This window comes from Ovoidimarina sediminis (assembly GCF_032586175.1).
GTDB classification, from domain to species: domain Bacteria; phylum Pseudomonadota; class Alphaproteobacteria; order Rhodobacterales; family Rhodobacteraceae; genus Ovoidimarina; species Ovoidimarina sediminis.
In genome coordinates this window covers 24,055-50,026 of the sequence record NZ_JAWHTE010000018.1, presented here as the reverse complement: position 1 = coordinate 50,026, position 25,972 = coordinate 24,055, and the positions used below count along the sequence as shown (strand labels likewise).

At 62.3% G+C, this 25,972-nt stretch carries 24 protein-coding genes and 1 pseudogene; 15 read left to right on the top strand and 10 right to left on the bottom strand.

The features are described 5' to 3' along the window. Positions 1 to 82: 82 nt before the first annotated feature. The 5 genes from RXV90_RS18380 to RXV90_RS18360 form a co-directional block, all read right to left on the bottom strand. Positions 83 to 2,254, bottom strand: a complete 2,172-nt coding sequence (locus RXV90_RS18380) for an RNA degradosome polyphosphate kinase (RefSeq protein WP_316650414.1) — start codon at positions 2,252 to 2,254, stop codon at positions 83 to 85. A 41-nt stretch (positions 2,255 to 2,295) separates the two neighbouring features. Then, complete coding sequence (locus RXV90_RS18375; protein WP_316650412.1) at positions 2,296 to 2,976, bottom strand: P-loop NTPase family protein; 681 nt, start codon at positions 2,974 to 2,976, stop codon at positions 2,296 to 2,298. After that, positions 2,973 to 4,043: an AI-2E family transporter gene (locus RXV90_RS18370; protein WP_316650408.1), complete on the bottom strand. Its 1,071-nt coding sequence runs from the start codon at positions 4,041 to 4,043 to the stop codon at positions 2,973 to 2,975. Before RXV90_RS18370 ends, RXV90_RS18375 begins: the two co-directional genes overlap by 4 nt. Positions 4,044 to 4,114: 71 nt before the next feature. After that, entirely contained in the window at positions 4,115 to 4,405 is a 291-nt protein-coding gene (locus RXV90_RS18365) for a hypothetical protein (protein ID WP_316650406.1), read from the bottom strand. Then, complete coding sequence (locus tag RXV90_RS18360; protein WP_316650404.1) at positions 4,380 to 7,184, bottom strand: [protein-PII] uridylyltransferase family protein; 2,805 nt, start codon at positions 7,182 to 7,184, stop codon at positions 4,380 to 4,382. The genes RXV90_RS18365 and RXV90_RS18360 overlap by 26 nt, the downstream gene beginning before the upstream one ends. A 100-nt stretch (positions 7,185 to 7,284) precedes the next feature. On the opposite strand from RXV90_RS18360, the gene RXV90_RS18355 reads away from it, so the two are divergent. From RXV90_RS18355 to RXV90_RS18340, 4 genes are all read left to right on the top strand, one after another. Next, positions 7,285 to 7,770: a YbaK/EbsC family protein gene (locus RXV90_RS18355; RefSeq protein WP_316650402.1), complete on the top strand. Its 486-nt coding sequence runs from the start codon at positions 7,285 to 7,287 to the stop codon at positions 7,768 to 7,770. Positions 7,771 to 7,865: 95 nt separating this feature from the next. Continuing rightward, entirely contained in the window at positions 7,866 to 8,279 is a 414-nt protein-coding gene (locus tag RXV90_RS18350; protein WP_316650400.1) for a DUF2852 domain-containing protein, read from the top strand. 77 nt (positions 8,280 to 8,356) lie between these two features. Further along, on the top strand, positions 8,357 to 8,800 hold the full coding sequence (locus tag RXV90_RS18345; protein ID WP_316650399.1) for an RDD family protein: 444 nt from the start codon (positions 8,357 to 8,359) through the stop codon (positions 8,798 to 8,800). Positions 8,801 to 8,886: 86 nt separating this feature from the next. After that, positions 8,887 to 9,717, top strand: coding sequence for an arginyltransferase (locus tag RXV90_RS18340; protein WP_316650398.1), 831 nt, complete (start codon positions 8,887 to 8,889; stop codon positions 9,715 to 9,717). A gap of 106 nt (positions 9,718 to 9,823) precedes the next feature. Here the strand turns inward: RXV90_RS18340 and RXV90_RS18335 are convergent, their stop codons facing one another. The 3 genes from RXV90_RS18335 to RXV90_RS18325 all read right to left on the bottom strand — a co-directional run bounded on the left by RXV90_RS18335 (position 9,824) and on the right by RXV90_RS18325 (position 14,344). Continuing rightward, entirely contained in the window at positions 9,824 to 12,178 is a 2,355-nt protein-coding gene (locus tag RXV90_RS18335; protein ID WP_316650397.1) for a TRAP transporter large permease, read from the bottom strand. Between the two features lie 53 nt (positions 12,179 to 12,231). Beyond that, a complete protein-coding gene (locus RXV90_RS18330) occupies positions 12,232 to 13,143 on the bottom strand; it encodes a TRAP transporter small permease subunit (RefSeq protein WP_316650395.1) in 912 nt (303 codons plus the stop codon). 115 nt (positions 13,144 to 13,258) lie between these two features. Beyond that, positions 13,259 to 14,344, bottom strand: coding sequence for a TRAP transporter substrate-binding protein (locus RXV90_RS18325; RefSeq protein WP_316650393.1), 1,086 nt, complete (start codon positions 14,342 to 14,344; stop codon positions 13,259 to 13,261). A 598-nt stretch (positions 14,345 to 14,942) separates the two neighbouring features. Here RXV90_RS18325 and RXV90_RS18320 point away from each other — a divergent pair. Then, positions 14,943 to 16,700 carry an acetolactate synthase 3 large subunit gene (locus tag RXV90_RS18320; RefSeq protein WP_316650392.1) on the top strand — a complete coding sequence of 586 codons (1,758 nt, stop codon included), beginning with the start codon at positions 14,943 to 14,945 and terminating at the stop codon, positions 16,698 to 16,700. 76 nt (positions 16,701 to 16,776) lie between these two features. On the opposite strand, the gene RXV90_RS18315 is transcribed toward RXV90_RS18320, so the two are convergent. After that, complete coding sequence (locus RXV90_RS18315; RefSeq protein WP_316650391.1) at positions 16,777 to 17,238, bottom strand: Lrp/AsnC family transcriptional regulator; 462 nt, start codon at positions 17,236 to 17,238, stop codon at positions 16,777 to 16,779. A 167-nt stretch (positions 17,239 to 17,405) separates the two neighbouring features. Here RXV90_RS18315 and cobA point away from each other — a divergent pair. The 10 genes and pseudogenes from cobA to RXV90_RS18265 all read left to right on the top strand — a co-directional run. Beyond that, a pseudogene (gene cobA, locus RXV90_RS18310) lies at positions 17,406 to 18,173 on the top strand (uroporphyrinogen-III C-methyltransferase); the annotation flags it as partial. Beyond that, the gene (locus RXV90_RS18305; protein ID WP_316650390.1) at positions 18,170 to 18,469 is read left to right on the top strand and encodes a DUF2849 domain-containing protein; all 300 of its coding nucleotides are present in this window, start codon (positions 18,170 to 18,172) and stop codon (positions 18,467 to 18,469) included. The pseudogene cobA and the gene RXV90_RS18305, both read left to right, overlap by 4 nt. A gap of 83 nt (positions 18,470 to 18,552) precedes the next feature. Beyond that, positions 18,553 to 20,211 carry a nitrite/sulfite reductase gene (locus RXV90_RS18300; protein ID WP_316650388.1) on the top strand — a complete coding sequence of 553 codons (1,659 nt, stop codon included), beginning with the start codon at positions 18,553 to 18,555 and terminating at the stop codon, positions 20,209 to 20,211. After that, positions 20,201 to 20,941, top strand: a complete 741-nt coding sequence (locus tag RXV90_RS18295) for a phosphoadenylyl-sulfate reductase (RefSeq protein WP_316650387.1) — start codon at positions 20,201 to 20,203, stop codon at positions 20,939 to 20,941. Before RXV90_RS18300 ends, RXV90_RS18295 begins: the two co-directional genes overlap by 11 nt. A gap of 22 nt (positions 20,942 to 20,963) precedes the next feature. Then, positions 20,964 to 21,386, top strand: a complete 423-nt coding sequence (locus RXV90_RS18290) for a DUF934 domain-containing protein (protein WP_316650386.1) — start codon at positions 20,964 to 20,966, stop codon at positions 21,384 to 21,386. 68 nt (positions 21,387 to 21,454) lie between these two features. After that, a complete protein-coding gene (locus RXV90_RS18285; RefSeq protein WP_316650385.1) occupies positions 21,455 to 22,285 on the top strand; it encodes a ferredoxin--NADP reductase in 831 nt (276 codons plus the stop codon). Positions 22,286 to 22,380: 95 nt separating this feature from the next. Continuing rightward, positions 22,381 to 22,923: a translation initiation factor IF-3 gene (infC, locus tag RXV90_RS18280; RefSeq protein ID WP_316650524.1), complete on the top strand. Its 543-nt coding sequence runs from the start codon at positions 22,381 to 22,383 to the stop codon at positions 22,921 to 22,923. Continuing rightward, positions 22,924 to 23,592: a DUF938 domain-containing protein gene (locus RXV90_RS18275; protein WP_316650384.1), complete on the top strand. Its 669-nt coding sequence runs from the start codon at positions 22,924 to 22,926 to the stop codon at positions 23,590 to 23,592. It begins immediately after the preceding gene. Positions 23,593 to 23,687: 95 nt separating this feature from the next. After that, positions 23,688 to 24,023: an ArsR/SmtB family transcription factor gene (locus tag RXV90_RS18270; protein WP_316650383.1), complete on the top strand. Its 336-nt coding sequence runs from the start codon at positions 23,688 to 23,690 to the stop codon at positions 24,021 to 24,023. Next, a complete protein-coding gene (locus RXV90_RS18265) occupies positions 24,020 to 24,442 on the top strand; it encodes an SRPBCC family protein (protein WP_316650381.1) in 423 nt (140 codons plus the stop codon). The genes RXV90_RS18270 and RXV90_RS18265 overlap by 4 nt, the downstream gene beginning before the upstream one ends. A gap of 70 nt (positions 24,443 to 24,512) precedes the next feature. Here RXV90_RS18265 and RXV90_RS18260 read toward each other — a convergent pair whose 3' ends face one another. Then, complete coding sequence (locus RXV90_RS18260; protein WP_316650380.1) at positions 24,513 to 25,829, bottom strand: OmpA family protein; 1,317 nt, start codon at positions 25,827 to 25,829, stop codon at positions 24,513 to 24,515. Positions 25,830 to 25,972: the final 143 nt, after the last annotated feature.

Sequence of the window (25,972 nt, the reverse complement as noted above, 5' to 3'; positions counted from 1 at the left end):
CAGGTCTCTGTCCGTGCCGGACCTTGGCGCAGAGCCACACCGCCGTCAAAGAGAAATCCGGTCCGGCACGGTGCCGGTCATGTCAATCCTTTGCCCGTGCCAGCACCGGCGCATCCGACGCGCCTGCCGATCCGCGGCCTGACAGGGACGGTGTTTCCATGAAAAACCGGTGACAGCTGAACGGCTCTCCGTCGCTTCCGTCATCCGGCCGGTCGAAGGTGCCGTCGGGCCGCAGGATCCAGCTTTGCGCCGTGTCGGCAAGGTTGGCCGACATGATCTGGCCGACGATCTGGCTTTGAACGGTAGAGTTGGTGATCTCGACAAGTGTCTCGACGCGCCGGTTAAGGTTCCGTCCCATCCAGTCCGCCGAGGAAATGTAGACACGTGCCCGTTTGGACGGCAGGCCGTGCCCGGCCCCGAAACAGACAATGCGGGAGTGTTCCAGAAACCGCCCAACGATGGATTTCACGCGGATATTTTCGGATAGGCCTTTGATTCCTGGTCGTAAACCGCAGATTCCGCGAACCACGAGATTGATCTTCACGCCTGCCTGGCTTGCAAGGTAAAGAGCGTCGATCACATCCTCTTCGATCAGCGAGTTCATCTTTGCCCAGATCTCGGCCGGACGGCCCGCCAGTGCATATTCCGCCTCTTCTGCAATCCGCTCCAGAAGGGTCGTCTTGAGCGTCAGAGGCGAGATCGAGAGGTTCTCGAGCCGCGATGGCTGTGCATAGCCCGAGAGGTAGTTGAAGACCTTCGTCGCATCCCGCCCGAGCGCCGTATCGCAGGTAAAGAGGGACAGGTCGGTGTATATTTTCGCAGTGATCGGGTGGTAGTTGCCTGTGCCGAAATGCGTGTAGGTCACGAGTTCCCCACCCTCGCGCCGAACGACGGTCGAGATCTTGGCGTGGGTCTTGTAGTTGATGAAGCCATAGACGACATGAGCGCCTGCGCGTTCCAGCCGGCGTGACTGGCGGATATTCGCAGCCTCGTCGAACCGCGCTTTCAGTTCGACAAACGCCGTCACCGACTTCCCGTCTTCCGCCGCCTCGCAAAGTGCCTCGACGATCGGGCTATCGCGCGACGTGCGGTACAGCGTTTGCTTGATCGCCACGACATTCGGGTCGGTCGCGGCCTGTTTAAGGAACCGGATGACCATGTCGAAAGTCTCGTATGGGTGATGGAGCAGCATGTCCTTCTGACGGATCGCCGCGAACATGTCGCCTTCGTAATCCTGCACGCGCTCGGGCACACGGGGGGTAAAGGACGGCCAGAGCAGATCGGGCCGCTCGTCCAGCACAAGCTCCGACAGCGCATTCATGCCGATCAGACCGTCGATCTCGATCACCTCAGGGTCGCGGACCATCAACTCGTCCTGGATTACCGCGCGCAGGCCCTCGGGCGCACCGGACGAGATCTTCAGGCGCACAACCTCGCCCCGCCGCCTGCGCTTCAGCGCCACCTCGAATTCGCGAACCAGATCTTCGGCTTCGTCCTCGACCTCCAGATCACTGTCGCGCAGAACGCGGAACGCGCATTGGCCCTTCAGCGCGTAACCTGGGAACAGTATTTCGAGCCTGAGAAGCAGAAGTTCTTCGAGCGGCAGAAAGCGGTGCTGCCCCGGTTCAGCCGGTAGGCGCACAAAGCGATTGATCTGATGCGGAATCGGCAGAAGCGCCTGAAGATTGCGTCCATCCGATTTGCGTTTCAACTGAAGTGCGAGGCTGAAGCCGCCGTTCGGGATGAACGGGAACGGGTGCGCGGGGTCGATCGCAAGCGGCGACAGGATCGGGAAAACCTGGCGCAGGAACACGTCATCCAGATATTCCGTATCGTCCTGAGTCAGGCCGTGGCGATCCAGCAGGCTTATCCCGGCTGTTTCCATCTCGCGTTTCAGAGCATCCCATGCATCGCCCTGGCTCTTGATCAGGTTTCGCGCATCGCGATCGATCAAAACCAGCTGCTCGGCGGGGGAAAGACCGTCTGACCCGGGCGTCGTGTTTCCCGCCTGAGCAAGTTCGCGCAGGCCGGCCACGCGAACCGTGTAGAACTCGTCGAGGTTCGAGGCGGAAATCGAGAGGAACCTCAGCCGCTCCAGAAGCGGAACCCGCGGGTTCGACGCCTCCTCAAGCACCCGCCAGTTGAAAGCCAGCCAGCTCAGCTCGCGATTGAAGAACCGTTTCGGCCCTTCCATGTCGCCATCCGGCGGCTTGGGCGCAGGAAAAGCAGCTTTTAGAAAATCCGACTCACGCATGGCACGGGCCTAATGGTCACTCTGTAACGGTAGGATGACAGTTATGCGCGATCTTCCGTCAGATTGTCCAGCAAACGCGCTGCGAAGGCGCGAGTAACGGGGCGCCCTTCGGCAAGTGCTGCGGCGTCAAGGGTTTCAACCGCACGGCGTGCTGCATCGAAAGACCGGTCGATCCTGCGCAAAAGCCAGCCGATCAGATCGGGCGATACGGAAAGCTGCCTGTCCGTGAACTGTTTGATCAAAACGGCCTGCAGCAAGGCGTCATCGGGTGCGGACACCGAAACGACGGTTGCCGCACTCACACGACTGAAGAGATCAGGCAACTGCAAATTCCAGTCCCGCGGCGGCACGCGCGCGGTCATCAGAAGGGCCCTGCCCCGCTCGGCCAGCATATTGTGAAGATGAAAGATCGCACGTTCGTCGAGCGGCCCGCGATCCATGTCTTCAAGTGCAATCGCTCTGGCGTCCGAAAGGGCCGGGACATCGCTTTCCCGCAGATCGAAGGCCGGAAGGACCTCTGCGCCCGACAAAGTGGCCCATACATGGGCCAGATGCGTCTTCCCCGCCCCTTGCGGACCTGTCAGCACGAGTTTTCCGAAAGGCCAGTCCTCCCATCCCTCGATCGCGGCGAGCGCAGTTTCATTCGCCGGCGAGACGAAGAAATCCGCAAGCCCCCGTGCCTCGCGCACAGGAAGGTCGAATGTCAGCTGACGATGCGTCATACGTCGTCGTCACGCCCTTCGAGGCCGCGGTAAAGGCGGCTTTCGGTGTATTTCCCGATCAGGAAGCGCACGATGACGCCCAGCGCGGCCGCCGCCGGAACAGCCACAAGAAGACCGACGAAGCCGAACAGCGCCCCGAAGACCGAAAGCGCAAGGATCAGCGTCACGGGATGGAGCCCGACGGAAGAGCCCACAAGCTTTGGCGTCAGAAGATTGCCTTCCACAAACTGACCGGATTGAAAGATCGCCCAGACGACAACGATCCAAACCCAGTCGCCCCAGAACTGAAACAGCGCAAGACCGATGGCCAGAACCCCGCCCACCAGCGCACCCACATAGGGAATGAAGGTCAACGCGCCTGCGATGAAGCCAACGACCAGCCCGAAATTCAGGCCGACCAGCATCAGGGCAACGGCGTAATAGATCCCGAGGATCAGGCAGACCGTGCCCTGCCCGCGCACAAAACCCGCCATCGTCCGGTCGATATCGCGGGCGATCTGGCGTATCGCGGGGGCATGATCGCGCGGCAGCAGCCTGTCGATCCGCGCAACGATATGATCCCAGTCGAGCAGCAGATAGAAGGTGACGACCGGCACCAGAACCACCAGAACCATCACGTTCACCAGGCTCGAGACGCCTGTCAGAAGCTGATTGGCAAGTTCCCCACCGCGGGAGCGGAGCATCTCGGCGAAATCCGTAAGCGAACGACGGAGGGTCGACCCTTCCTCCAGAAGCGCCGGGAAGCGTTCGGACAGGAAGCTTTGCAGGTTCTGGAAAATCTGTGGTGCCGCCCTGATCAGTTCGTCGGCCTGCTGAATCAGCGTCGGGATGACGAGGATCGCGGCCAGAAGGAACACGAGGATTGCGAAGAAGGTAATCGTGACCGTTGCGGCGATCCGGGACATGCCGATTGCCTCCAGGCGATCCGCAATCGGGTCGAGGCAATAGGCGATCGCTGCACCAAGGATAAACGGCAACAGCACGTCGCCAAGCGCCCAGAGCGCCAGAACGAAGACAGCCGCTGCAATGCCCCAGTAGGTAAACTGCTCTCTAACGGGCAATGCCATGAACCTTTTGGCTCCCTTCCTAATCGATATCCATGGATATCGCCTTCCGACTGGGCGAGGGCAAGGGGGAGCTAGGCCTCGCCCTTCCCCGCCTCTTGCCGGGCACGCCGCCCGCCGCGGCGCCCCGTCCGCTCCGGTGCATTCAGCCCCTCGCTCAGAACCTGCGTCATCGGATGGTCTGACGGCTCGTCGGCGTAGCGTTCGAGCAGAGCCGTGATCAGCGCCTTCGGCTCCTCCCCGTCGGGTACGCCGATTGCCCAATCCAGGAAGATCGAGCGGCACTCGGGCAGGCCGATCCCCTCGATCCTGTAGGCCTCGCGGATCAACCCCTTGGGATCAATCGCATCCCTGCTGCGCGCCACGGCCATTCTCCCCAAATGTCGCAAGAACTCGGTCGATGATATCGCCCGCCTGCGCCGCGGCCCCCGCCGCGGCCTGTTCAAGCGCCGCCATATCCGCAGCTTGCGTTTCGCGCAACAAAAACGAACGCCCGCCCTGCCCCACCTCATCGGGATCGAAGGCATCCGACGTCATCAGCCGCTGGGCGGCCTGGATGCACCAGAAAAGTGCATAGGCGTCACAAAGGCGCTGCGCCTCTCGTTCCTCCAGTCCAAGAGCATTCGCTCCTTCAAGGATCTGGTCCTGCACTCCGCGCACGCCCGCGCCTGACAGAAGCGCCCCGGCCTGCGCGAGAAGGGAAATATCCTGAAGCCGCCCACGGCCCGATTTCGCATCCCAGGACGAACCGGGCCGCGCGGCCGCGAGCCGCCCGCGCATCTCGGCGACATCCGCCATCACCTTCGCTGCGCTGCGCTCCAGCGACAGAAGCGACACCCGGAACGCCTCCACCTCCGCGCCGATCTCGGGCGATCCCGCCACTGCGCGAGCACGGGTGAGCGCGAGATGCTCCCATGTCCAGGCATCTGTCTCCTGATAAGTCTTGAAGCCCGCAAGGCTCGTCGCAACGGGCCCCTGGCGCCCCGATGGCCTCAACCGCATATCCGCCTCGTAAAGCCGGCCCGGCCCCATCTGCGCGGTGAGCGCAGTCACGAAGGCCTGGGTCAGGCGCGCATAGTACATGCGCGCGGGAAGTGGCCGGCGGCCCTCGGAACTTTCCACTCCCGCATCGTCGTAGATCACGATGATGTCCAGGTCGGATGACGACGTCAGCGCGCTTGATCCGAGAGATCCCATGCCCAGAATGGTCGCGCCCCGGCCCGGTGGCGCCCCGTGCTTGCGCGAAAACTCATCCACCACCACCGGCCAGAGCGCGGCAAGAACGGCACCGGCCAGATCTGCGTATTGCGCACCCGCATCCCGGCCGTCGATCAGCCCCCTCAAATGGTGAACGCCGATACGGAAATGCCAGTCGTTTCGCCACCGGCGCGCGGCAAGCAGACGAGCCTCGTAATCTCCTTCGACCGCAAGGCGTTTTGACAGATCGGCGGCAAGCACCCTTTCACCCGGCCATTCCGCAAAGAACCCGCCGCCGATCACAGCGTCTAGGACATCGGAGTGGCGGGACAGGTACTCTGCCAAGGCGGGGCTTGTTGCCGCGATGTCGACGATCAGGTCGATGAGCTGCGGGTTCGCATCGAAAAGCGAAAAAAGCTGAACACCCGCGGGCAGACCCTTGAGAAAGCTGTCGATGTGGTTGAGCGCCTCTTCGGGACGGGCCGCCCTTTCAAGCCGAGACAGGATTTCCGGGCGCACCCGCGCGAAGATCTCTGCCGCGCGTGCGCTTCGAAGCGCGGGATAGCTTGGCCATCGGCCCACCACTTCCGACATCGAGGCGCTGACTTCAGGTGCATCCTTGGCCGTACCCGGAGCGAAGAAGCCTTCCGTAATCCGGTGCACCCGATCAAGCCGCTCGCGGATCTCGGATCTAAGGCCCGCGCTTTCGCGCCCCATGAAGGCCGCCAGCCTGTCGAACCCTTCCGCCGTGGCCGGCAGATCGTGGGTCTGCTGATCGTTCAGCATCTGCAACCGATGCTCGACCTCGCGATGGGCACGGTAATCCGAGATCAGGATCTCGGCCTCTCCCGTCCAGCCCTTGGCCTCCAGAGCGCGAAGCGCCTCTTCAGTGCCGCGCTGCCTGAGGCCCGGGTCGCGACCACCGGCTATGATCTGGCGGGTCTGGGTATAGAACTCGATCTCGCGAATGCCGCCTGGCCCCAGCTTGACGTTGAATCCTTCAAGCGCCCGGCGAGCGGGCGCCTTGTGTTCCCTGATCTTGAGGCGCATGTCGTGCGCATCCTGGATGGCGGCATAGTCCAGGTGGCGGCGCCAGACGAAGGGCGTCAGCCGCTCGAGAAACTTCTCGCCTGCCGCGATGTCTCCCGCACAGGCCCGCGCTTTGATATAGGCCGCTCGCTCCCACGTTCGACCGACGCTTTCATAGTATCGTTCCGCCGCCTCCATCGAGAGACACACGGGCATAACCCCCGGGTCGGGGCGAAGCCGTAGATCGGTTCGGAAGACATATCCCTCCGACGTGACATCACCCAGAAGCGCCGTCATGCGACGTGTGGCCCGGATCAGGACGGGCCGCACCTCGGCCACGTCGTCATCCGAGAACTTTGTTTCGTCAAAGAGAACAATCAGGTCGATATCGGAAGAATAGTTGAGCTCATGCGCCCCCATCTTGCCCATGGCGAGCGCCACGAGGCCCGCACCGATCGCCGCATCTTCCGGCGCGATGGAGGGGAGTTTCCCGCGTCGTATCTCCGCTCCAACTCCAAAGGTAAGCGCGCGGTGGGTCGCCCTGTCGGCAAGCTCGGTAAGCGCAGCGGTCACTGTTTCAAGCGGCCAGACACCCCCGAGGTCTGCAAGCGCCGCAAGCAAGGCGATCCGCCGTTTCGCCGCGCGCAGCGCCGCGCCCGGATCGGTTGCATGCTCGGCTTCTACGACGATGCCATCCAGCACGGCATCCCGCGCGGCCTCTGCGCCCATGTCCAGCGCCTCTTCGAGCCAATCCGCCTCGCGCTCGATCAGACCTGCGAGATAGGGGCTGGTTCCCGCCGTTCCTTCGATCAGATCGCCAATCTCGGGCGCGACATCCGAAAACCTGGCACGCACCTCCTGCCCCCGGTCGGGCTGCACGGCGAATGGAACGCGGGTGATCCGGCTTGCAAAAGACATGGTCGAGAGGAAAGACCCGGCTTGCCGCCCGGGTCAACCGCTTGCCGCCCACGCCCCGACCCGGCAAGAGGCGGGTGACGAGCCGTCTGGAGGTAGGACGATGAGCAAAAGCCTGAACCGAGTACGCGCCGCACTGAGCGCCGCGGGCATCGAAACCGAGATCCGCGAATTGAGCGACGGCACCCGAACGGCCGAAGCTGCGGCTGCCGCCGTAGGCTGTGCCATCGATCAGATCGCGAAATCGATCATCTTTCATGACGAGGCGGCTGATGGGATCGTTCTTTTCGTGACAGCGGGCGGCAAAAGGGTCGATCCTGCCCGCGCAAGAGCCGTCGCAGGCGTACCGCTTTCACGCGCCGATCCCGCGACCGTGCGGCGTCTGACGGGTTTCGCCATTGGCGGCGTCGCTCCGTTGGGGCACCTTTCAACGCCCCGCGCCTTCTTTGATCCGCATCTCATGACATTTGATACCGTATGGGCCGCCGCGGGCACGCCCCATCATGTTTTTTCAGTCAATCCGGCCCGCCTCGCCACCGAAATAGGCGCTCAAGTATCTGATTTCACAGCCATATCAAACAAAATGTAAAAAACATTCACATACCCCTTGAACGAATCCCGCAACCGCACGATATCGAGGATGTGAAAGCGATTTACATAAACCCTCTCAAGGAGAGCACACCGATGACAACGATGACCGCAACAGAACCCCACGCCGGCCAGAACTGGCTCAGGCGGAGCGAGGCCTGGCTCGACGCCCGTGGCAAGGGCGCCTGGGTCATCGCCATGATCCTCGGGTTCATTCTCTTCTGGCCGTTGGGCCTTGCCCTTCTGGTCTACATGATCTGGAGCAACCGCATGTTCAACGGAAACTGCGCCCGGCGCGCACGTCACGGCCACATGGCCTTCAAATCCACCGGCAACTCCGCGTTCGACGCCTACAAAGCCGATACGCTTCGCAGGCTCGAGGAAGAGCAGGACGCGTTCGAAGCGTTCCTGAACCGGCTGCGGGAAGCCAAGGACAAGGCTGAGTTCGACCAGTTCATGGACGAACAGGCACGCGCCTCGAAAGCGGACGAAACGCCCAAGGAGGCCTGACCCCGGTTTCGTCCCTCCCGGCGGCCGTCCCCCAGCGGCCGCCGGATCTCACTTCTCTGACAGGACCTGATCTTGAAATGACTGCGACCGAACTTTTCCCCGGACTTCCCGATCCCGAGGCGCGCCCCGAGTTCTACGATGGCGTACCGATGAAGCGTGGCCTCGCATGGTTGATCGACGCCGCAGTGATTGGCGTTCTGACAGCGCTTGCCGTGCTCTTGTCCGCCTTCATCGCCGCGTTTTTCCTGCCGCTGACAGTGCTTGTGATCAGCTTCCTCTACCGTTGGGTTACGATAACTGGCCGCTCCGCGACGTTGGGAATGCGCGTGATGTCCGTCGAATTCCGCACCCGCTATGGTGAGCGGTTCGATAGCGGCACGGCGCTCTTGCACACCCTCGGCTACACCGTTTCCGTCGCCGTTTTTCCTGCACAGCTCGTGTCGATTGCCCTCATGCTGATTACGGAGCGTGGACAAGGGCTAACCGACCACTTCCTGGGAACAACTGCCGTCAATCGGTAATCAATCCTTCACTCCCGCCAATCCGGGGGGTTGGCGGGCTCAAGCGGTGTTGCTAACGTCCGTCTCAGCAACGAGGCCGCACTGCCATGCGTCATACGCTTCCGATCGCGCCGCAGTTCTATGTGACGGCGCCACAGCCCTGCCCGTATCTCGACGGCCGGATGGAGCGGAAGCTCTTTACCTCGCTGCAGGGTGAGTATGCGGAGAAGCTGAACGATGCCCTGTCGAAGCAGGGCTTTCGGCGCTCGCAGAACGTGCTTTACCGCCCGTCCTGTTCGGAATGTTCTGCCTGCTTCTCTGCCCGCATCCGGGTGGCCGATTTCATACCGTCGAAAAGCCAGCGCCGCACCCTGCGCCGCAGCGCCGATCTCGACCGCGAAGCAACATCGCCCTGGGCGACGGAAGAACAGTACGCGCTGTTCCGCGCCTATCTCGACAGCCGCCACTCCGAAGGCGGGATGGCGGATATGGATATTTTCGAGTTCGCGGCGATGATCGAGGAAACACCGATCCGCAGCCGGGTCATCGAATATGCGCGAAAGGATAGTGACGGGAAGAAATCCCTGACCGCGGTCTGCCTCACCGACGTGCTCGATGACGGGCTGTCGATGGTCTATTCGTTCTACGATCCGGACCGGGCCGGCGACAGCCTCGGCACTTACGTGATCCTCGATCACATCCGCATCGCCCGGGAGGCCGGGCTGCCTTATGTCTATCTCGGATACTGGGTGCCGGGCAGCCCGAAGATGGGTTACAAGGCCAAGTTCTCGGCTCTGGAGGTCTATTCCGCAGGACGGTGGCAACCGATCGGAGACCCGGAGGCATATTCATCGGCCACCCACCCCCTGTCGACCGACCCGATCGCGGAACAGGTGGCCCAGATTTCCCTGCCCGACACGCGCCCGACCGGCGTCTGACCCGCGCAAAGAGCACCTTGGGAGCCATCGCCGCCCTGGCGGGCGGCGACGATCCATGTGGGGCGATGCCCCGCGCACAGGAGTATTTCTACCGAGCTGAAGGAGATCAGTTCGGGATCAGATCGGGGATAATTGTCACGATCCCCGGGAAGAGCCAGAAAAGCGCCAGCGCCACCACCTGGATCAGGACGAAGGGCAGAACCCCCCGATAGATGTGCCCTGTCGTGATCCCCGCCGGTGCCACTCCCCGCAAGTAGAACAGCGCGAAACCGAAGGGAGGGGTGAGGAACGAGGTTTGCAGGTTCACCGCGATCATGATCGTCACCCATTTCGGATCGAGGGTGCCGCCGTAGATCACGGGCCCGACGATCGGGATCACGATGTAGATGATCTCGAGGAAGTCGAGCACGAAGCCCAGGATGAAGAGGATCAGCATGACCACGAGGAAGACAACCATCTCGTTGTCGAAAGCTCTCAGGAACTGCTGGATGTAGTGCTCTCCCCCGAAGGAGATGAGCACGAGGTTCAGAAGCTGCGATCCGATCAGAATGGTGAACACCATGGACGTCACCTTGGCCGTCTCGCGCACCACCGGACTAAGGATATTGCTGCGGAACAGCACCCAGCACGAGAACAAGAGGCCAAAGAAGGCGAAGTGATAGGCGAACTGCGCCAGCACATACGCGACCCAGTCTTCCACCGGCACGTTTTCGCGGGTGATGCGAAGATCGAAGTTCACCCCGAGAAGGATCATGATCACCAACGCAAAGCTGGCCCAGATCACGATCTTCGACTTGCCGTTTTCTTCCTTCAGCTTGCGGTAGGCCGCCAGCATGATCGCGCCCGCCGCGCCAAGCGCGGCCGCGGGCGTCGGGTTTGTAATCCCGCCGAGGATCGAGCCCAGAACGGCAATGATCAGGACGAGCGGCGGGAATACGACGCGCAAAAGCTCGTTCTGCGACAGTCGACCCATGGCGTGAGACAAGCCATAGAGCGCGATAATTACCGGGATGGCCATGACGAGAAACGTCGTACCCGGGCTGCTGAGCGGAGAGATGAACAGGATGTCCGCAAGAAGCATCAGCAGCACACCAACCGCGCCAATCACCAGTGGCGCGGGAGCGGCCATTGGAGAGACCCCGCGCGCGATTGCAAGGACGAGCGCGAAGAGAACCGCGACAACAGCAACACCTGTGCCAATCGGCGCGGCATTCGCAAGGGCTTCGGCGCGGGCGGCGGCAAGCTCTTCCTCGGTAAGTTCGACGACCTCGTCGGTCGCGCCGGACGCCTGTTGCGCGCTCCGCTCGGCGACGGCCGCATCCCAGGCGTCCTGGCCGTGAAGCTCGATCATCGCTTCCTGGCAGCGTTCGGACACGTTTGTCCGAAGCCCCGGGCCCGCGGCCCGCTCTGCGTAATCCGACACGGCGATCGTCTGAGTTCCGATCACTCCGCCGGATCCGAGAAGCCCCACGGCGATAAGGATCGCGGCAGGGACGGCAAGATACCAGGTCATCGCCTCGCCGCGGGTGACGACCTCACCACCCTCGGCGTCGAACTGGACCGGCGGGGCCTTGGACGGGTTCACGAGCGCGAAGCCGAAGGCGTAAAGGCCGTACAGCCCGGCCAGGAAGATCCCCGGCAGCAAGGCGGCCTGAAAGAGCGTGCCGACAGACAGAACGGCGGGTTCACCCAGATAGGTCAAAGCATCCGTGCAACCGGCAAGCTGGGCCCGCGTCTCCTGCCCCGTCGCGTAGAGGTCGCCCACCAGGGTCCCCAGAAGGACGATGACGATCGAGGGCGGAATGATCTGCCCCAGCGTTCCCGAGGCTGCAATAACGCCCGTCGCAAGCTCAGGCGAGTAGTTGTTCCTCAGCATCGTTGGCAGGGCAAGAAGGCCCATCGTTACAACCGTGGCGCCCACGATTCCGGTAGAAGCCGCCAGGAACGCCCCCACGATCACGATCGATACGGCGAGCCCGCCCGGAAGCGGCCCGAAGACCCGGGCCATCGTGGTCAGAAGATCCTCTGCAATCTTCGAACGCTCAAGCGTGATGCCCATCATCACAAACATCAGCACCGCAAGCAGCGTCTCGATCGACTGCCCTGCGATGACGCGCTCATTCATCCGGTTCACGATGAAGGAGATGTTGCGCTCCATCGCCTGTTCCCAGCCGCCGATGAAGAGCGGTTCCTCGATCCTCGGCAGGTCGGGGTATCGGAAGGTGGAGATCGCCTCTCGCGCGACCCCGCTTGCCAACAGATCCCGGTAGGCCTGCGACCCTGTGTCGATCGCCTGGTGTATCAGAAGACCCGCGGAGTCGAGCGCCGCGATGATCGCGAAGGAAATCACGCCCGCGCCACCAATCGCAAAGGCCACGGGGAACCCGGTCATGATCCCCGCAAACAACGTCATGAAGACGATGATTAGCCCGATCTCGACCCCATCCAATCCGAAAATCATTTACCCAGATGTCCCCTTAGATCTTCCGCTGTCCCGTGCGCCCGCGGCGCCTGTCAGGTCGAGCCCGAATGTATGGCGTGTTCGATTTCCTCGGCCTCGTCGCCAAGCGTATCTCTGTCCAAATACTTGTCCGCGCTTTCCTCGCCCTCGAGCCATTCCAGGTAACTGCGCCAGAAGAAGGCCACCGCCTGCAGGAATACGAGGATGCAAAACGCCACGATCAGCACCTTGAAGAGGAAGTAGGCGTTGAACCCGTTGGGGCTGAAGCCGATCGTCTCGACATTCCAGCGGAAGATCCGCGCCTGCATCAGCATCCTGTCGAGGTCGCTTGTCGAGGTTACCGACGGCGTCATCAGATGGCGCCACATGAAGAACCAGGCGTAAAGGTAGGTGATCACGATCGTGGGCATCATGAAAATGATGCAGCCAACCATGTCGATCACCTTGCGGGTGCGGAACTTTACCGCGGAATAGACGAGGTCAACCCGAACATGGCCGCCCTGCACGAAGGTGTAGGATACGCAGAGGCACACGACGAGCGCGTTGTAGAACTTAAGCCCCTCTGCCCACCAGCTGAGGTCCATCGCGAGTGCGGTTCCAAGGGGCCCCAACTGGATTTCGGCCACGCGGAAGATCCGCTGCAGGAAGACGATCATCACCTGAATCATCACCATGAGCAGACCCGCCCAGGCCGCCCCCCGGCCAACGGTGTTCCCGATCCCTTCGAGGATCCGTACCCCCCACCACAGAACCTGGCGGTTCCACGCCATTCCAAGCGCGGTAACGACGAGGAATGTCGTGAATACAACAAAGAAGAATTCGACCGATGCGCCGTAATAGATGAAGCGCATGACAGATTCCGGATTGCTCCAGTTCAGCCAGTCACCGGGGTTCGAGATGGCCAATGCCAGGTGGTATGGCGCCAATGCGATATTCTGCAGAACCCACAGCACGAAATCGATCATCTCGCGGCCCCCCCGTGAAGCCGATTGCGCGGCAGGTCTTTCGTCATGCCTGCTCGCTGCATGTTTGGGCCCGCCCGGCGCAGGGGCCGGGCGGGATATTGCTCTGTGGTTCGGATCAGCCGGCGTTCACGCGGTTGCGCTGGCGGATGTATTCGCCATCACCGATCTGCCACCAGGACGAGGTTTCTTCCATAGCCCCGAAGTAGCTGTTCGCGATGTCGGCATAGAGCGGGTCGCTCATGTTCGCTTCGCGCACTTCCGCTGCGGCACGGCCGAAGGCATCCCACACGTCATCGGGGAATTCGCGAACCTGCACGCCGGCGGACTGCAGGCGGCCAAGCGCCGCACCGTTCTCTGCCCAGGACATGCCGAGGTTGTTCGCGTGCGTCGCCTCGCACGCAACCTGCACGATGCGCTGCTGCGCAGGTGTCAGCGATTCCCACACTTCGAGGTTCATCGAGAGGGCCAGCGCCGAGCCCGGCTCGTGGAAGCCAGAGGTGTAGTAGATCTTGGTGACTTCCTGGAAGCCCATGCGCTCGTCGGCGAACGGACCGATCCACTCGGCACCATCGATCTGGCCGGACGAAAGCGCTTGATAGATCTCGCCGCCGGGGATGTTCTGCACCGATGCGCCGAGGACGCCAAGCACCTGGCCGCCCTGCCCCGGCATCCGGAAGCGAAGGCCCTGCAGGTCGTCGGCAGAGGTGATTTCGGAGTTGAACCAGCCGCCGGGCTGCATCGCCGTGTTCCCGCACAGGAAAGGCTTAAGGTTGAAGAGGCTCGCCAGTTCCTGATGCTGCTCCATGCCGCCCTTGTGGTAGTACCAGGCGAGCATTTCGACACCGGTCATGCCGAACGGTACCGAGGTGAAGAAAGCGAAAGCCGGATGCTGGTTCAGGAAGTAGTATTCAGCGGAGTGATAGATATCGGCCTGTCCGGAGGACACGGCATCGAACACCTCGAATGCACCCACAAGCGAACCGGCCGGCATCTTGTTGATGGTCAGCTGTCCATCGGTCATCTCGGTGATCGCCGTAGCGGCCATCTGTGCCGCGTCATCGAAGATCGCAAAACCATCAGGAACGGACGTAACCATTGTGAGCGTCCGGTTGCCCTGAGCATAAGCCGGAGCGGCCAGTGCCGTAGCCGCTGCGGCGGAACCGCCAAGGGCGGAGTTCTTCAGAAAAGAACGACGATCCATTAGAGTGTTTCTCCCGTCATTTTTTGTTTTGTCGGCCCGCTTTGCGCGGACCGCGCTTAAAGTGCGCGGCTCCTATACACCGCAGACGCCGGAATAGATAGCAATGTTTCGCGTTTCGCCCACACGAAACTTCAGAAAGCCGAAAGAAGAAAGTACTGCGGTCGCGCCCGCTTACAGAACTTGTGCGCGGAACGAGCTTTCTCAAAGGCGCCGCCGCGGACAGGCCAAAGCCACCAGCCCGCCGCATGCTTTGCACCAACGATCGGTGAAACGGCGGCCGTCGGCCTTGTGACTGCGCGCGATCTCCCCACAGCAAGTGACATGGCGGCGTGGAAATCTTGCCAAAACGCAACCTTTCGCGCAACTTCACGCAAAATTTCTGATAGTTCGCGCATGAAAATTCAGAGATAGGCTGTTGACGGGCCCAAAGGGGCACCCTAAGTTCGCGCGCACGTCAACGGAGTCGCGGGATGCGTACGCTTGTACTTATCGTAGGAAGATGGCGCATGGGCCGGTAACGGTACAACCATGATGGTTCCCATGCGCCCCCGTTAGCCCCGGGGGCTTTTTTATGCGCGAAAGATGAAGGTTCGGTAAGATGGCAGAAACAATGACCGGCGCGAAGATGGTGGTGAAGGCCCTGAAGGATCAGGGTGTCGAGGTGGTATTCGGCTACCCCGGCGGCGCTGTCCTACCGATCTATGACGAGATCTTTCAGCAGAACGAAATCCGCCACATCCTTGTCCGGCATGAGCAAGGCGCCGTTCACGCGGCCGAAGGCTATGCGCGTTCGACCGGGAAGCCCGGTGTTGTGCTCGTCACGTCGGGACCGGGGGCGACCAATGCCGTTACCGGCTTGACCGACGCTCTGATGGATTCGATCCCCCTGGTCGTTCTGACAGGCCAGGTGCCCACCTTCATGGTCGGCACGGATGCGTTTCAGGAGGCAGATACCGTTGGCATCACGCGCCCCTGCACCAAGCACAACTGGCTGGTGAAGGAAACGGATGCCCTGTCGGACGTGATCCATCAGGCCTTTCACGTTGCCGTTTCCGGTCGCCCCGGCCCAGTCCTTGTCGACATTCCCAAGGATGTGCAATTCGCCAAGGGGAAGTACGTTCAGCCGAAGAAGGCGCGTACGTCGCACTATGCGCCGCGGGTGAAGGGCGACATGGCTCAGATAGAAGCTCTGGTCGAAGCCATGGAAACGGCAAAGCGACCGATTTTCTACACAGGCGGAGGTGTGATCAATTCGGGACCTGCGGCAAGCCAGCTTCTGCGCGAACTGGTTGATGCGACCGGGTTTCCGATCACGTCAACCCTGATGGGCCTTGGCGCCTACCCCGCCAGCGGAAAGAACTGGCTGGGGATGCTGGGCATGCACGGGCTTTATGAAGCCAACCTCGCAATGCATGACTGCGACCTGATGATCAATGTCGGCGCACGCTTCGACGACCGGATCACGGGCCGGATCGCCGACTTCTCGCCCGGTTCAGTCAAGGCGCATATCGATATCGATCCGTCGTCGATCAACAAGGTCATCCATGTCGACATACCGATCATCGGCGATGTCGGCCATGTTCTTGAAGACATTCTGAAAATCTGGAAATCCCGCGGCCGTAAGACCAATGCCGAGGGCCTGACCGGCTGGTGGTCGAAGATCAACGAGTGGCGAAGCGTGAAGTGCCTGACCTACGCGAATTCCACCACCTCGATCAAACCGCAATACGCGCTCGAACGCCTCGAAGCGCTGACCCGGGATCATCCAAGCCGCTACATCTGCACCGAGGTCGGCCAGCATCAGATGTGGGCTGCTCAGTTTCTCACATTCGAAGACCCCAACCGCTGGATGACCTCGGGCGGGCTGGGGACTATGGGGTATGGGTTTCCGGCGTCGATCGGGGTGCAGATCGCGCATCCCGACGCGCTGGTCATAAATGTCGCCGGCGAGGCGTCGTGGCTGATGAACATGCAGGAGATGGGCACCGCGGTTCAGTACCTTCTGCCAGTGAAGCAGTTCATCCTGAACAATGAACGGCTTGGGATGGTCCGCCAATGGCAGGAGCTTCTGCATGGCGAGCGCTACTCACACTCTTGGTCCGAGGCCCTGCCCGATTTCGTGAAGCTTGCAGAAGCCTTTGGTGCAAAAGGGATAATCTGCAAGGATCCGGCCGACCTAGACGATGCAATCATGGAGATGCTGAACCACGACGGTCCGGTTATCTTCGACTGCCTGGTCGAGAAGCACGAGAACTGCTTCCCGATGATCCCGTCAGGGAAGGCGCATAACGAGATGCTTCTGGGCGAGGCGGAAACACAGGGCGTGATCGACGCGAAGGGCTCGGTGCTGGTCTGACGACCGGCGCCGAAACCCCGGAATCGCGTGTACACAGCGCGTACACAACGCTAGGCACAACCTGTACACCGCTCTTTCAGAGCGGCAGCGCGGTGGTGGATTTGATTTCTTCCATCGAAAGCAGGGCTGTAACGTTGTAAATCTTAACTTCCGAGATCAGCGCCTGGTAAAACGCGTCATAAGCCCGCGCATTCTGGACGCGCACTTTTAGGATGTAGTCGATATCACCTGCCAGACGGTGGGCCTCCTGCACCTCGGGTCGGGCGCGAAGGGCTGCGAGGAAGGTGCGCTGCCATTCCGCCTCATGTTCCGACGTTCGGATCAGCACGAAGAAGCAAGCCTCGAAGCCGAGCGCGTCGGCATCAAGCCGCACGGTTTGCGGACCGATGATTCCGGCCTCCCGCAATTTGCGGATTCTGTTCCAGACCGGCGTCTTGGAAGATCCCACTGCCTTCGCAATATCATCGAGTGAGCGGCCTGCATCGCGCTGCAGCTCTGCCATGATTTTTCGATCCGTCTCGTCGATGCGAACAGCCATCCGCGCCTCTTCCAGAATTCAGATTTATTGTTCCGTCTGGAAACGTTATTGGAACATATGTTCTTATTTGCAATCCCAATATGCAATTATCCGGGAAATAATTCTATGTTTTCCTCAGAAGCGAGGCGCCCATGACCTACTCAGATTTTGCCACTCCTGCCGATGCCGCCGATGAGACGCGTGGCCATGTCAATTTCGTGGGGGCCGGCCCCGGCGACCCCGACCTTCTGACAGTAAAGGCGTTGAAGGCGTTGGCCGCGGCGGATGTGGTGATCCACGACCGGCTCGTGTCGGATGCGATCCTCGAATGCGCCAATCCCGAGGCACTCATACTCGACGGCGGCAAGGAAGGCTTCGGGCCGTCGATGACGCAGACCGAGATCAACGCCCTTATCCTTGTTCACGCCGCCTCTGGTGCGCATGTCGTGCGGCTGAAATCCGGTGACCCTACGGTTTTCGGACGGCTGGACGAGGAACTCGATGCCCTGGCGGCAAAAGGCATCCCCTACACCGTCATCCCGGGCATTACCGCTGCCTCCGCCGCCGTCGCAACGATCGGCCAGAGCCTGACGAAGCGGCGGCGCAACGCCTCGGTCCGTTTCCTGACGGGGCACGACATGAAGGGGTTCGCCGAGCACGACTGGGCCGCCCTCGCCCGTGCCGGCGAGGTTGCCGCGATTTACATGGGCAAGCGCACCGCCCGCTTCATCCAGGGGCGGTTGATGATGCATGGCGCAGATCCGGCGACCCCCGTCACCGTTATCGAGAATGCCTCGCGCCCGGATGAGCGCGTGCTCGAGACAACGCTCGCGTGCCTTGAACCCGATCTGAGCGCGGCGAACCTCACGGGCCCTGCTCTCACCCTTTACGGCCTCGCCCCCCGTGCGGCACTTGCCGCAACCGAAACGCTTCCTGTGCAGGAGATCGCCCGATGAGCCGCGCCTTTTCACCGAAAGTCGTCACCGCCAATCACCTTCTCGACGGCGATGCCGTCTGGCTCACGGAAGACGACCGCTGGACACGGGACATGCGCGAGGCAGAGCTTCTGGATGACGAGGCCCATGCGCAGCTTCGGCTTCTTCATGCTGAAAGCCAGCCGGATACGGTGGTCGGCGCTTACCTTGCCGATGCCGTTTCGGGAGGTTCGGGCCCCGAGCCCACCCATTTTCGCGAGGCGTTCCGCACGCGCGGCCCCTCGAACTACGCCCATGGCAAACAGGAGAGCGTCTGAGCCCCGCACAGGAAGATCCGCCGAGGATCGTCAGCAGGCTTCGAGGGAAGCCCGCACCACGGACGCCAAAGGAGATACCAGGCATGTACACCTATTCCGAGTTCGACGAAGCCTTCGTTCGCAAACGTGTCGCGCAGTTCCGCACCCAGGTGGAGCGCCGCATCGACGGATCGCTTACCGAGGACGAGTTCAAACCGCTCCGTCTGATGAACGGCCTCTATCTTCAGCTTCACGCCTACATGCTTCGGGTCGCGATCCCCTATGGCACGCTGAATGCGCGCCAGATGCGTCAGCTTGCGATGATCGCGGAGCGGTGGGACAAGGGTTACGGCCATTTCACCACGCGCCAGAACATCCAGTTCAACTGGCCCAAGCTCAGGGATGTGCCCGATATCCTCGATGCGCTGGCCGATGTCGGGATGCACGCGATTCAGACCTCGGGCAATACGATCCGGAACGTGACCGCCGACCATTTCGCCGGCGCGGCTGCCGATGAGATCGCCGATCCCCGGCCGGTGGCGGAACTTCTGCGCCAGTGGTCGACCGACCATCCCGAATTCCAGTTCCTGCCGCGCAAGTTCAAGATCGCGATCACCGGAAGCCCGAATGACCGGGCGGTGACGAAGGCCCATGATATCGGTCTTCGGATGGTCGAGAGGGACGGCGAAGCCGGGTTCGAGGTGATCGTGGGCGGCGGCCTGGGCCGGACGCCGATGATCGGCAAGGTGATCCGCGACTTCCTGCCGAAAGCAGACCTGCTTCCCTACGTCGAGGCGATCGTTTCGGTCTGGAATCTTCTCGGACGGCGGGACAACAAATACAAGGCGCGGATCAAGATCACCGTGCACGAGCACGGGATCGAAGAGATTTCGCGCCTCGTCGAGGCACGTTTCGCTGAAATCCGGCCAGCGTTCAGCGGGATCGACCAGGACGTGCTGGCCGGGATCGAAGCGCAGTTCGCGCCCCCCGCATTCGGCGATGCGGGCCCGATGCCGACAACCGATCCTGGCGCCGGCTTCCGCTCGTGGCTCGACACCAATATCGCGCCGCACCGGCGGGACGATCACGCCATCGTCTCGATCAGTCTCAAGGCTCATGGCGCGACGCCGGGGGATGCGAGTGCCGATCAGATGCGGGTGATGGCCGACCTCGCCGAGCGTTTTGCCTATGACGAATTGCGGATCAGCCATGAGCAGAACGTGATCCTGCCGCATGTGCCGCGCGACGCCCTTCCCGAGATCTATGCCGCGTTGCGCGACGCGGGGCTTGCGACCGCCAATATCGGGCTTGTCAGCGATATCATCGCCTGCCCCGGAATGGATTACTGCGCGCTGGCCACCGCACGATCTGTCCCGATCGCGCAGGAGATCGCGATGCGGTTCGACGAACTTAAGCTCGAGCACGAGATCGGGCCGCTCAAGATCAAGATCTCGGGCTGCATCAACGCCTGCGGGCATCACCATGTCGGCCATATCGGCATCCTCGGGCTCGACCGGGCCGGTGTGGAGAATTACCAGATCACGCTGGGCGGCGATGGCAGCGAGACGGCCGCCATCGGTGAACGCGCGGGGCCCGGTTTTTCCGCCGAGGAGATCGTGCCCGCGATCGAGCGGCTGATCGGGGCCTATCTCGATCACCGCGCGGACGCCGAAGAGACGTTTCTCGACACCTATCGCCGCCTCGGCCTCGCGCCCTTCAAGGCGGCCCTTTACCCCGAAACGGAGGCGCGCAATGCCGCTTGAGATCCCACTTGCCCCGGTGGCCGAACGTGTCGCCGACCTGAACGCCCGCTATCGGCACCATGCGGCGACCGAGGTGCTGGAGCATGCGCTGACCGACCCGCAGGTGGGGCGGATCGCCGTGGTTTCGTCCTTCGGGGCGGAATCGGTGGCGCTGCTGCACATGGTGTCGGTGATCGACGCGGACGTGCCGGTAGTCTTTCTTAACACCGAGATGATCTTTCCCGAGACGCTCGACTACCAGTGCGCGGTGGCGGAGCGGCTGGGCCTGACAAACCTGCGCATCACGCGGCCCGATCCGACGGAGCTGTTTCTGCGGGATCCTGAGAACGAGTTGCATCTGTCGGATCCGGATGCCTGCTGCGCGTTGAGGAAGATAGACCCCCTGGAGGATGCGCTGGACGGCTTCGATGCCTGGATCACGGGGCGGAAGCGGTTTCACGGGGGCAAGCGCGTGGCGCTGGATTTCTTCGAGGCGGCGGGATCGTGGATCAAGGTGAATCCGCTGGCGCATTGGAGCCCCGAGAACGTGGCTGACTACATGACGAACAACCGTCTGCCGCGGCATCCGCTGGTCGCGCGGGGGTTCCCATCGATCGGTTGCGTTCCCTGCACGTCGCGCGTGGCCGAGGGGGAAGACCCTCGGGCGGGGCGCTGGCGGGGACGCGAGAAACTGGAATGCGGCATACACTTCGTGAACGGCAAGGCAGTGCCTGTGCTGTCGCGGACGTGAGCCAGGATATGGGACGACCGAGATGAGCGAAGCCACTGTGATTGTGAACGACGCGGGCTTTGGGCCCGACGACTGGGCCGGGGAAATCGTTGCGCCCGAAGCGCTGGCGGCGAATGCGCCGGCCCGCGCCGTGAACCTGGGATCCGATGCCGACCCTGAGACACTTCGGCGTCACCTCGACTCTCTGGATCTGATCCGTGTGGCCTTCCCGAGTTTCGCCGACGGCCGCGGGTTCACCATCGCGCGGCGTCTGAGGCTGATGGGCTACAAGGGCCGGCTCAGGGCCACGGGCCACGTCATTGCCGATCAATACGCCATGGCACGCCGCGCGGGGTTCGACGAGATCGAGATTTCGCAGGATCTTGCCGCGCGACAGCCGGAAGAACAGTGGCTGCGCCGGGCCGACTGGCGCAGCCATGACTATCAGGCGCGCCTGCGCGGCTAGGCGCACTTTCCACCCCGAAACCGTTGGTATACGAACGAAGGCGGGCGCCCGGCGCCCGATTGTATGAGATGACCGAGCAACGCCCCGTGAACGAAGTCACCGCCACCAAGGCCCCCACCCTCCCCGATGCCCAGACCGTGACGGACGTCCGGCATTACACCGACCGCCTGTTCTCGTTCCGCACGACGCGGCCCGCCTCGCTGAGGTTCCGCTCTGGCGAGTTCGTGATGATCGGGCTCCTGGGCGACAACGGCAAGCCGCTCTTGCGCGCCTATTCCATCGCCTCGCCCTCCTGGGACGAGGAGCTTGAGTTCTATTCGATCAAGGTGCAGGATGGGCCGCTGACCTCGAAGCTTCAGCATATCAAGCCCGGTGATCAGGTGATCCTGCGGCCGAAGCCCGTGGGCACGCTGGTTCACGATGCGCTTCTGCCCGGCAAACGCTTGTGGCTTTTCGCGACCGGCACGGGGTTTGCCCCCTTCGCCTCGCTGCTGCGCGACCCCGAGACATACGAACGCTTCGAACAGGTCATCGTCACCCATACCTGTCGCGAAGTGGCGGAGCTGACCTATAGCCGCGATCTTGTCGACAACCTGAAATCCGACGAGCTGATGCAGGAACTGCTTGGTCAAGAGCACCTTGCCAAGCTGACCTACTATCCGACGACAACCCGGGAACAGAGCCCCAGGATGGGCCGGATCACCACGCTTCTGAAAGATGGCACGCTTCTGGAAGATATGGGGATCGACGGGATTTCGCCGGACACAGACCGCGCGATGGTCTGTGGCTCCATGGGGCTGAACCTCGACCTCAAGGAAATCCTCGAAGGTTTCGGGCTTGAGGAGGGCGCGAACAGCGATCCGAAGCATTACGTGGTGGAAAAGGCCTTCGTCGGCTGAAACCTATTGCCTTCAAACACGTTTGCCTGTTGAAGCCCGGCCCGGGAGCGATTACTTTCCCGGGCCATATTTGTTAGCAACCAAGGAGGCTTGAGATAGCCCGCAGACCCCACAACGCCCCGCCCACGCGGGACACCGGCCCCCGCGTCAACGATCGCATCAGGGCCCCTGAAATTCGCCTCATCGGAGCAGATGGGGAAAATGTCGGCGTCGTAAAGCCCGAGCGCGCGATGGAACTGGCCGAAGAGGCCGGTCTCGACCTTGTCGAGATTTCACCCAACGCAACGCCGCCTGTGTGCAAGATCATGGACTTCGGCAAGTTCAAGTATGAACAGCAGAAGCGTGAGAGCGAAGCCCGCAAGAAGCAGAAGACCATCGAGGTGAAAGAGGTCAAGTTCCGGCCCAACACCGACACGCATGACTATGACGTCAAGATGCGCAACGTGGTTCGCTTCCTCGAAAACGGTGACAAGGTGAAGGTCACGCTGCGATTCCGCGGCCGTGAGATGGCCCACCAGGAGCTTGGCCGCGATCTTTTGGAGCGTGTGGCCGCCGATGTCGTCGAGATCGGCAAGGTCGAGAACATGCCGAAGATGGAAGGGCGCCAGATGGTGATGATGATCGGGCCGGCCAAGTAGATGGCCGGCGCTGGTTCGCACCCGCGCTTCACCTATTCAGACTTCGAACGCTTCCCGGACGGTCGGATCTTCAATGCCACCTGTCTGCGGAACAATCCCCCCATGGTGGCCCGCCTCGCCCGTCTGCTTGACGGGCGGCGCGGGCCGGTTCTGGAGATCGGCGCGGGCACGGGCCAGCATGCCGCCGCCTTTGCGCTCGCCTTCCCGGAACTCGACTGGGTGCCGTCCGATCCCGACCCGCAGCACCGCGCCTCGATCGCGGCCTGGCAAGCGATGCTTCGCGCGCCTGAGCGCCCGCCCCTGGAGATCGATGCGGCAGACAACTGGGCCGAATCGCCTGAGGTTCGGGAATTGGGCCCGCTGACCGCTGTCGTTTCCATGAATGTCGCCCATATTGCCCCTGTCGAGGTGACCCAAGGCATTATCTGCGGTGCGGCCGCCGCGATGGCCCCTGGCGGGCTTCTGCTTTTCTATGGGCCGTTTGCCATTGGCGGGCGCCATACGGGCCCCGGCAATGCGGCATTCGACGCGGATCTTCGGGCGCGCAATCCGGCCTGGGGAATTCGCGATGTCGGGGATCTGGCCGGGATCGCTACGCCCCTTGGCTTCACCGCACCGGACATTCTGGCGATGCCCGCCGACAATCGCCTTCTCGTCTTTCGACGCTGATCTTCCGACGAGCCCCCTTCCCCGCCCCGTCGTCGATGCCGCTTCTCATTCACCATTTTGGTTGACTGAAGGGATTTGGCATTTTATTCACCCATATGGTTGAACGAGAATCGGACAGTCTTTCAGAAGTCTTCAAGGCCGTGAGCGACCCGACGCGCCGGGCCCTTCTGACCATTCTTGTCCAGGAGGGGCCCCTGCGGGTCACCGATCTCGCGTCACGGTTCGATATGAGCCTGAACGCGATTTCCAAACACATCCGCGTTCTTGAAACTGCCGGTCTCGTCAGCCGCGAAACCCGGTGGCGTGAACACCTGATCGCCGCCGAATTGGAGCGAACCCGCCTGATCGACGCCTGGTTCCGCCAACTCCGTTCTGCTTGGGAGCTTCGGCTGAACCGTCTTCAGGAGGTTCTGGAGGACCCCGAGACATGACAACCGACCTGTCCCTGAAAGTTACCCAGCAGATTGCTGCCCCGCCCGAGCGCGTTTTCGACGCCTGGCTTGACCCCAGGATGCTGACGAAATTCATCACGCCGGACCCGGGCTTCGCCGAGCCCGAAGTTTCGAACGACCCGCGCGAGGGCGGGCGGTTCGACATCATCATGAAAGCCGATCGCGACCTGCCGCACTGGGGGATCTACAAGGTGATCGACCGGCCGAAACGGCTTGTCTTCACCTGGGTATCGGAATGGTCACTCGAGGACAGCGTGGTTACTCTTACCTTCGCACCGAAGGACGGGGGGACGGAGGTGACGCTCGTCCACGAACGGTTCAAGAACGAAGAGATCCGCGACAATCACGAGCGCGGGTGGGGATCAATTCTTGCACGGCTCAAGGCAGAAATGAGCTGATTTCTCACACGCCCGAGACGTTGTGGCGGGACAGGGCGGCGACGCCGCCCTGCCCCTTCAAGCCGGGCAATCAGAAGTCTTTCGCGATCCGGCGATCGCCAAGCAACGGCGTGATCCGGCGCACGACGACGCGGCGGTTCGCCTCTTCCGCGGCTTCTGTCTGGATCTTCAGCGCACTTTCGCCATAGCCCTGCACCACGAGGTTTTCAGGCGGCACATCGAAAAACTCCGTCAGGGCGAGGGCCACGGTTTCGGCCCGCCTGTCAGAAAGTGCGAGGTTCAGCGCGGCGGAGCCGGTTGCATCCGTATGCCCTTCCACGAGGAAGACCTCGCCGGGGCGGGCATCGATGAGATCCCTGAGCGCGATCCCCAGATCTGCGAGTTCGCCCGCAAGTTCCGGCCGGATCGCGGCGGAGCCCAGCGCGAAGGTGATCGCCTCGACCTCGATCGTGGGAACGAGTTCGCGAACGGCGCGGATCTCGCGGATCTGCGCGAGAGAGAAGTTGCGCCCGAAATCGCGCGCGAGTTCCGCCTCGATCGCGGCGCGGAGCGCATCGTCGCTGGCACTGTCGCGAAGCGATATCGTTTCGGTTGCCGGGGGCGGCAGCGTGGCGACATCGACCGGTTCGTAGGTTTCGGTATCGTCGAAGAGAAGCACCTGCGTGCCGTCTTCGAGCACCCGGACGCGACGCAGGACGCGGCCGTCGGCAGCCCGGATCGTCACGATCTTGCGTCCATCGGGCTGGATCAGCGTCTCGCGCGTCGAGCCGTCGGAAAACCGTTCTGTCCGGACCTCGGACCCGGGCTGACGCAGCAGGGTGTCGTCATCCTTCAGAACGCGGAACTCGTCGCCGCGCTGGACGACGACCCGGTCACCGGTGTTCGAGACGATGCGGTCGCCGTTGTCGAGGAGTTCGCCAACCGCGATGGCGCCGAGACCGACGAGCAGCGCCTTCTCGAAGGTGCTGAGGCCTTCGTCCTTCTGGCCTGTGGGCGCAGCCGTGGCGGCATCCGTACCGGACGAAACGGTGCGATCGAACTCTTCCGATGCGCGTCGCGTCTCTCCTTCAGCGACAGTGCTTTCTTCCACGACGACGTCGGCGGTGTCAGCCTCGGTATCTGCGGATGCCGCGGCAGCTGCAGCGGCAGCCTCCGAAGCTTCGGCAAGGCGATCCCTCAGCTTCTGGCCGGGCGTGTCTGCACCCTCGGCGGCAGGCACGGCCGTGTCAGCCGACGCAGTATCTGCGCCGTCACCCGTTTCCGCAGCTTGCCCTGTGTCGGCCGGTTCCTCTGTCGCCTCGCGCGCCGCCGCGCGGCTTTCGAGCTTCTCGCGCAGAGTTTTTCCTGTCGCGTCTCCGTCCGCCGCACTATCTTCCGCTGAGTCCACGGGCGTTTCTGTTTCAGCGGAGGCAACCGGGGCATCGGCAGGTGCATCGGTTTCGGCGGTTTCAGCGGGACGTTCCGCAGGGGGATCAGTGGCAGCGGGTGCAGCCGTCTCCGCCGCCTGCTCGACAGGTTGCTCCTGTGCCG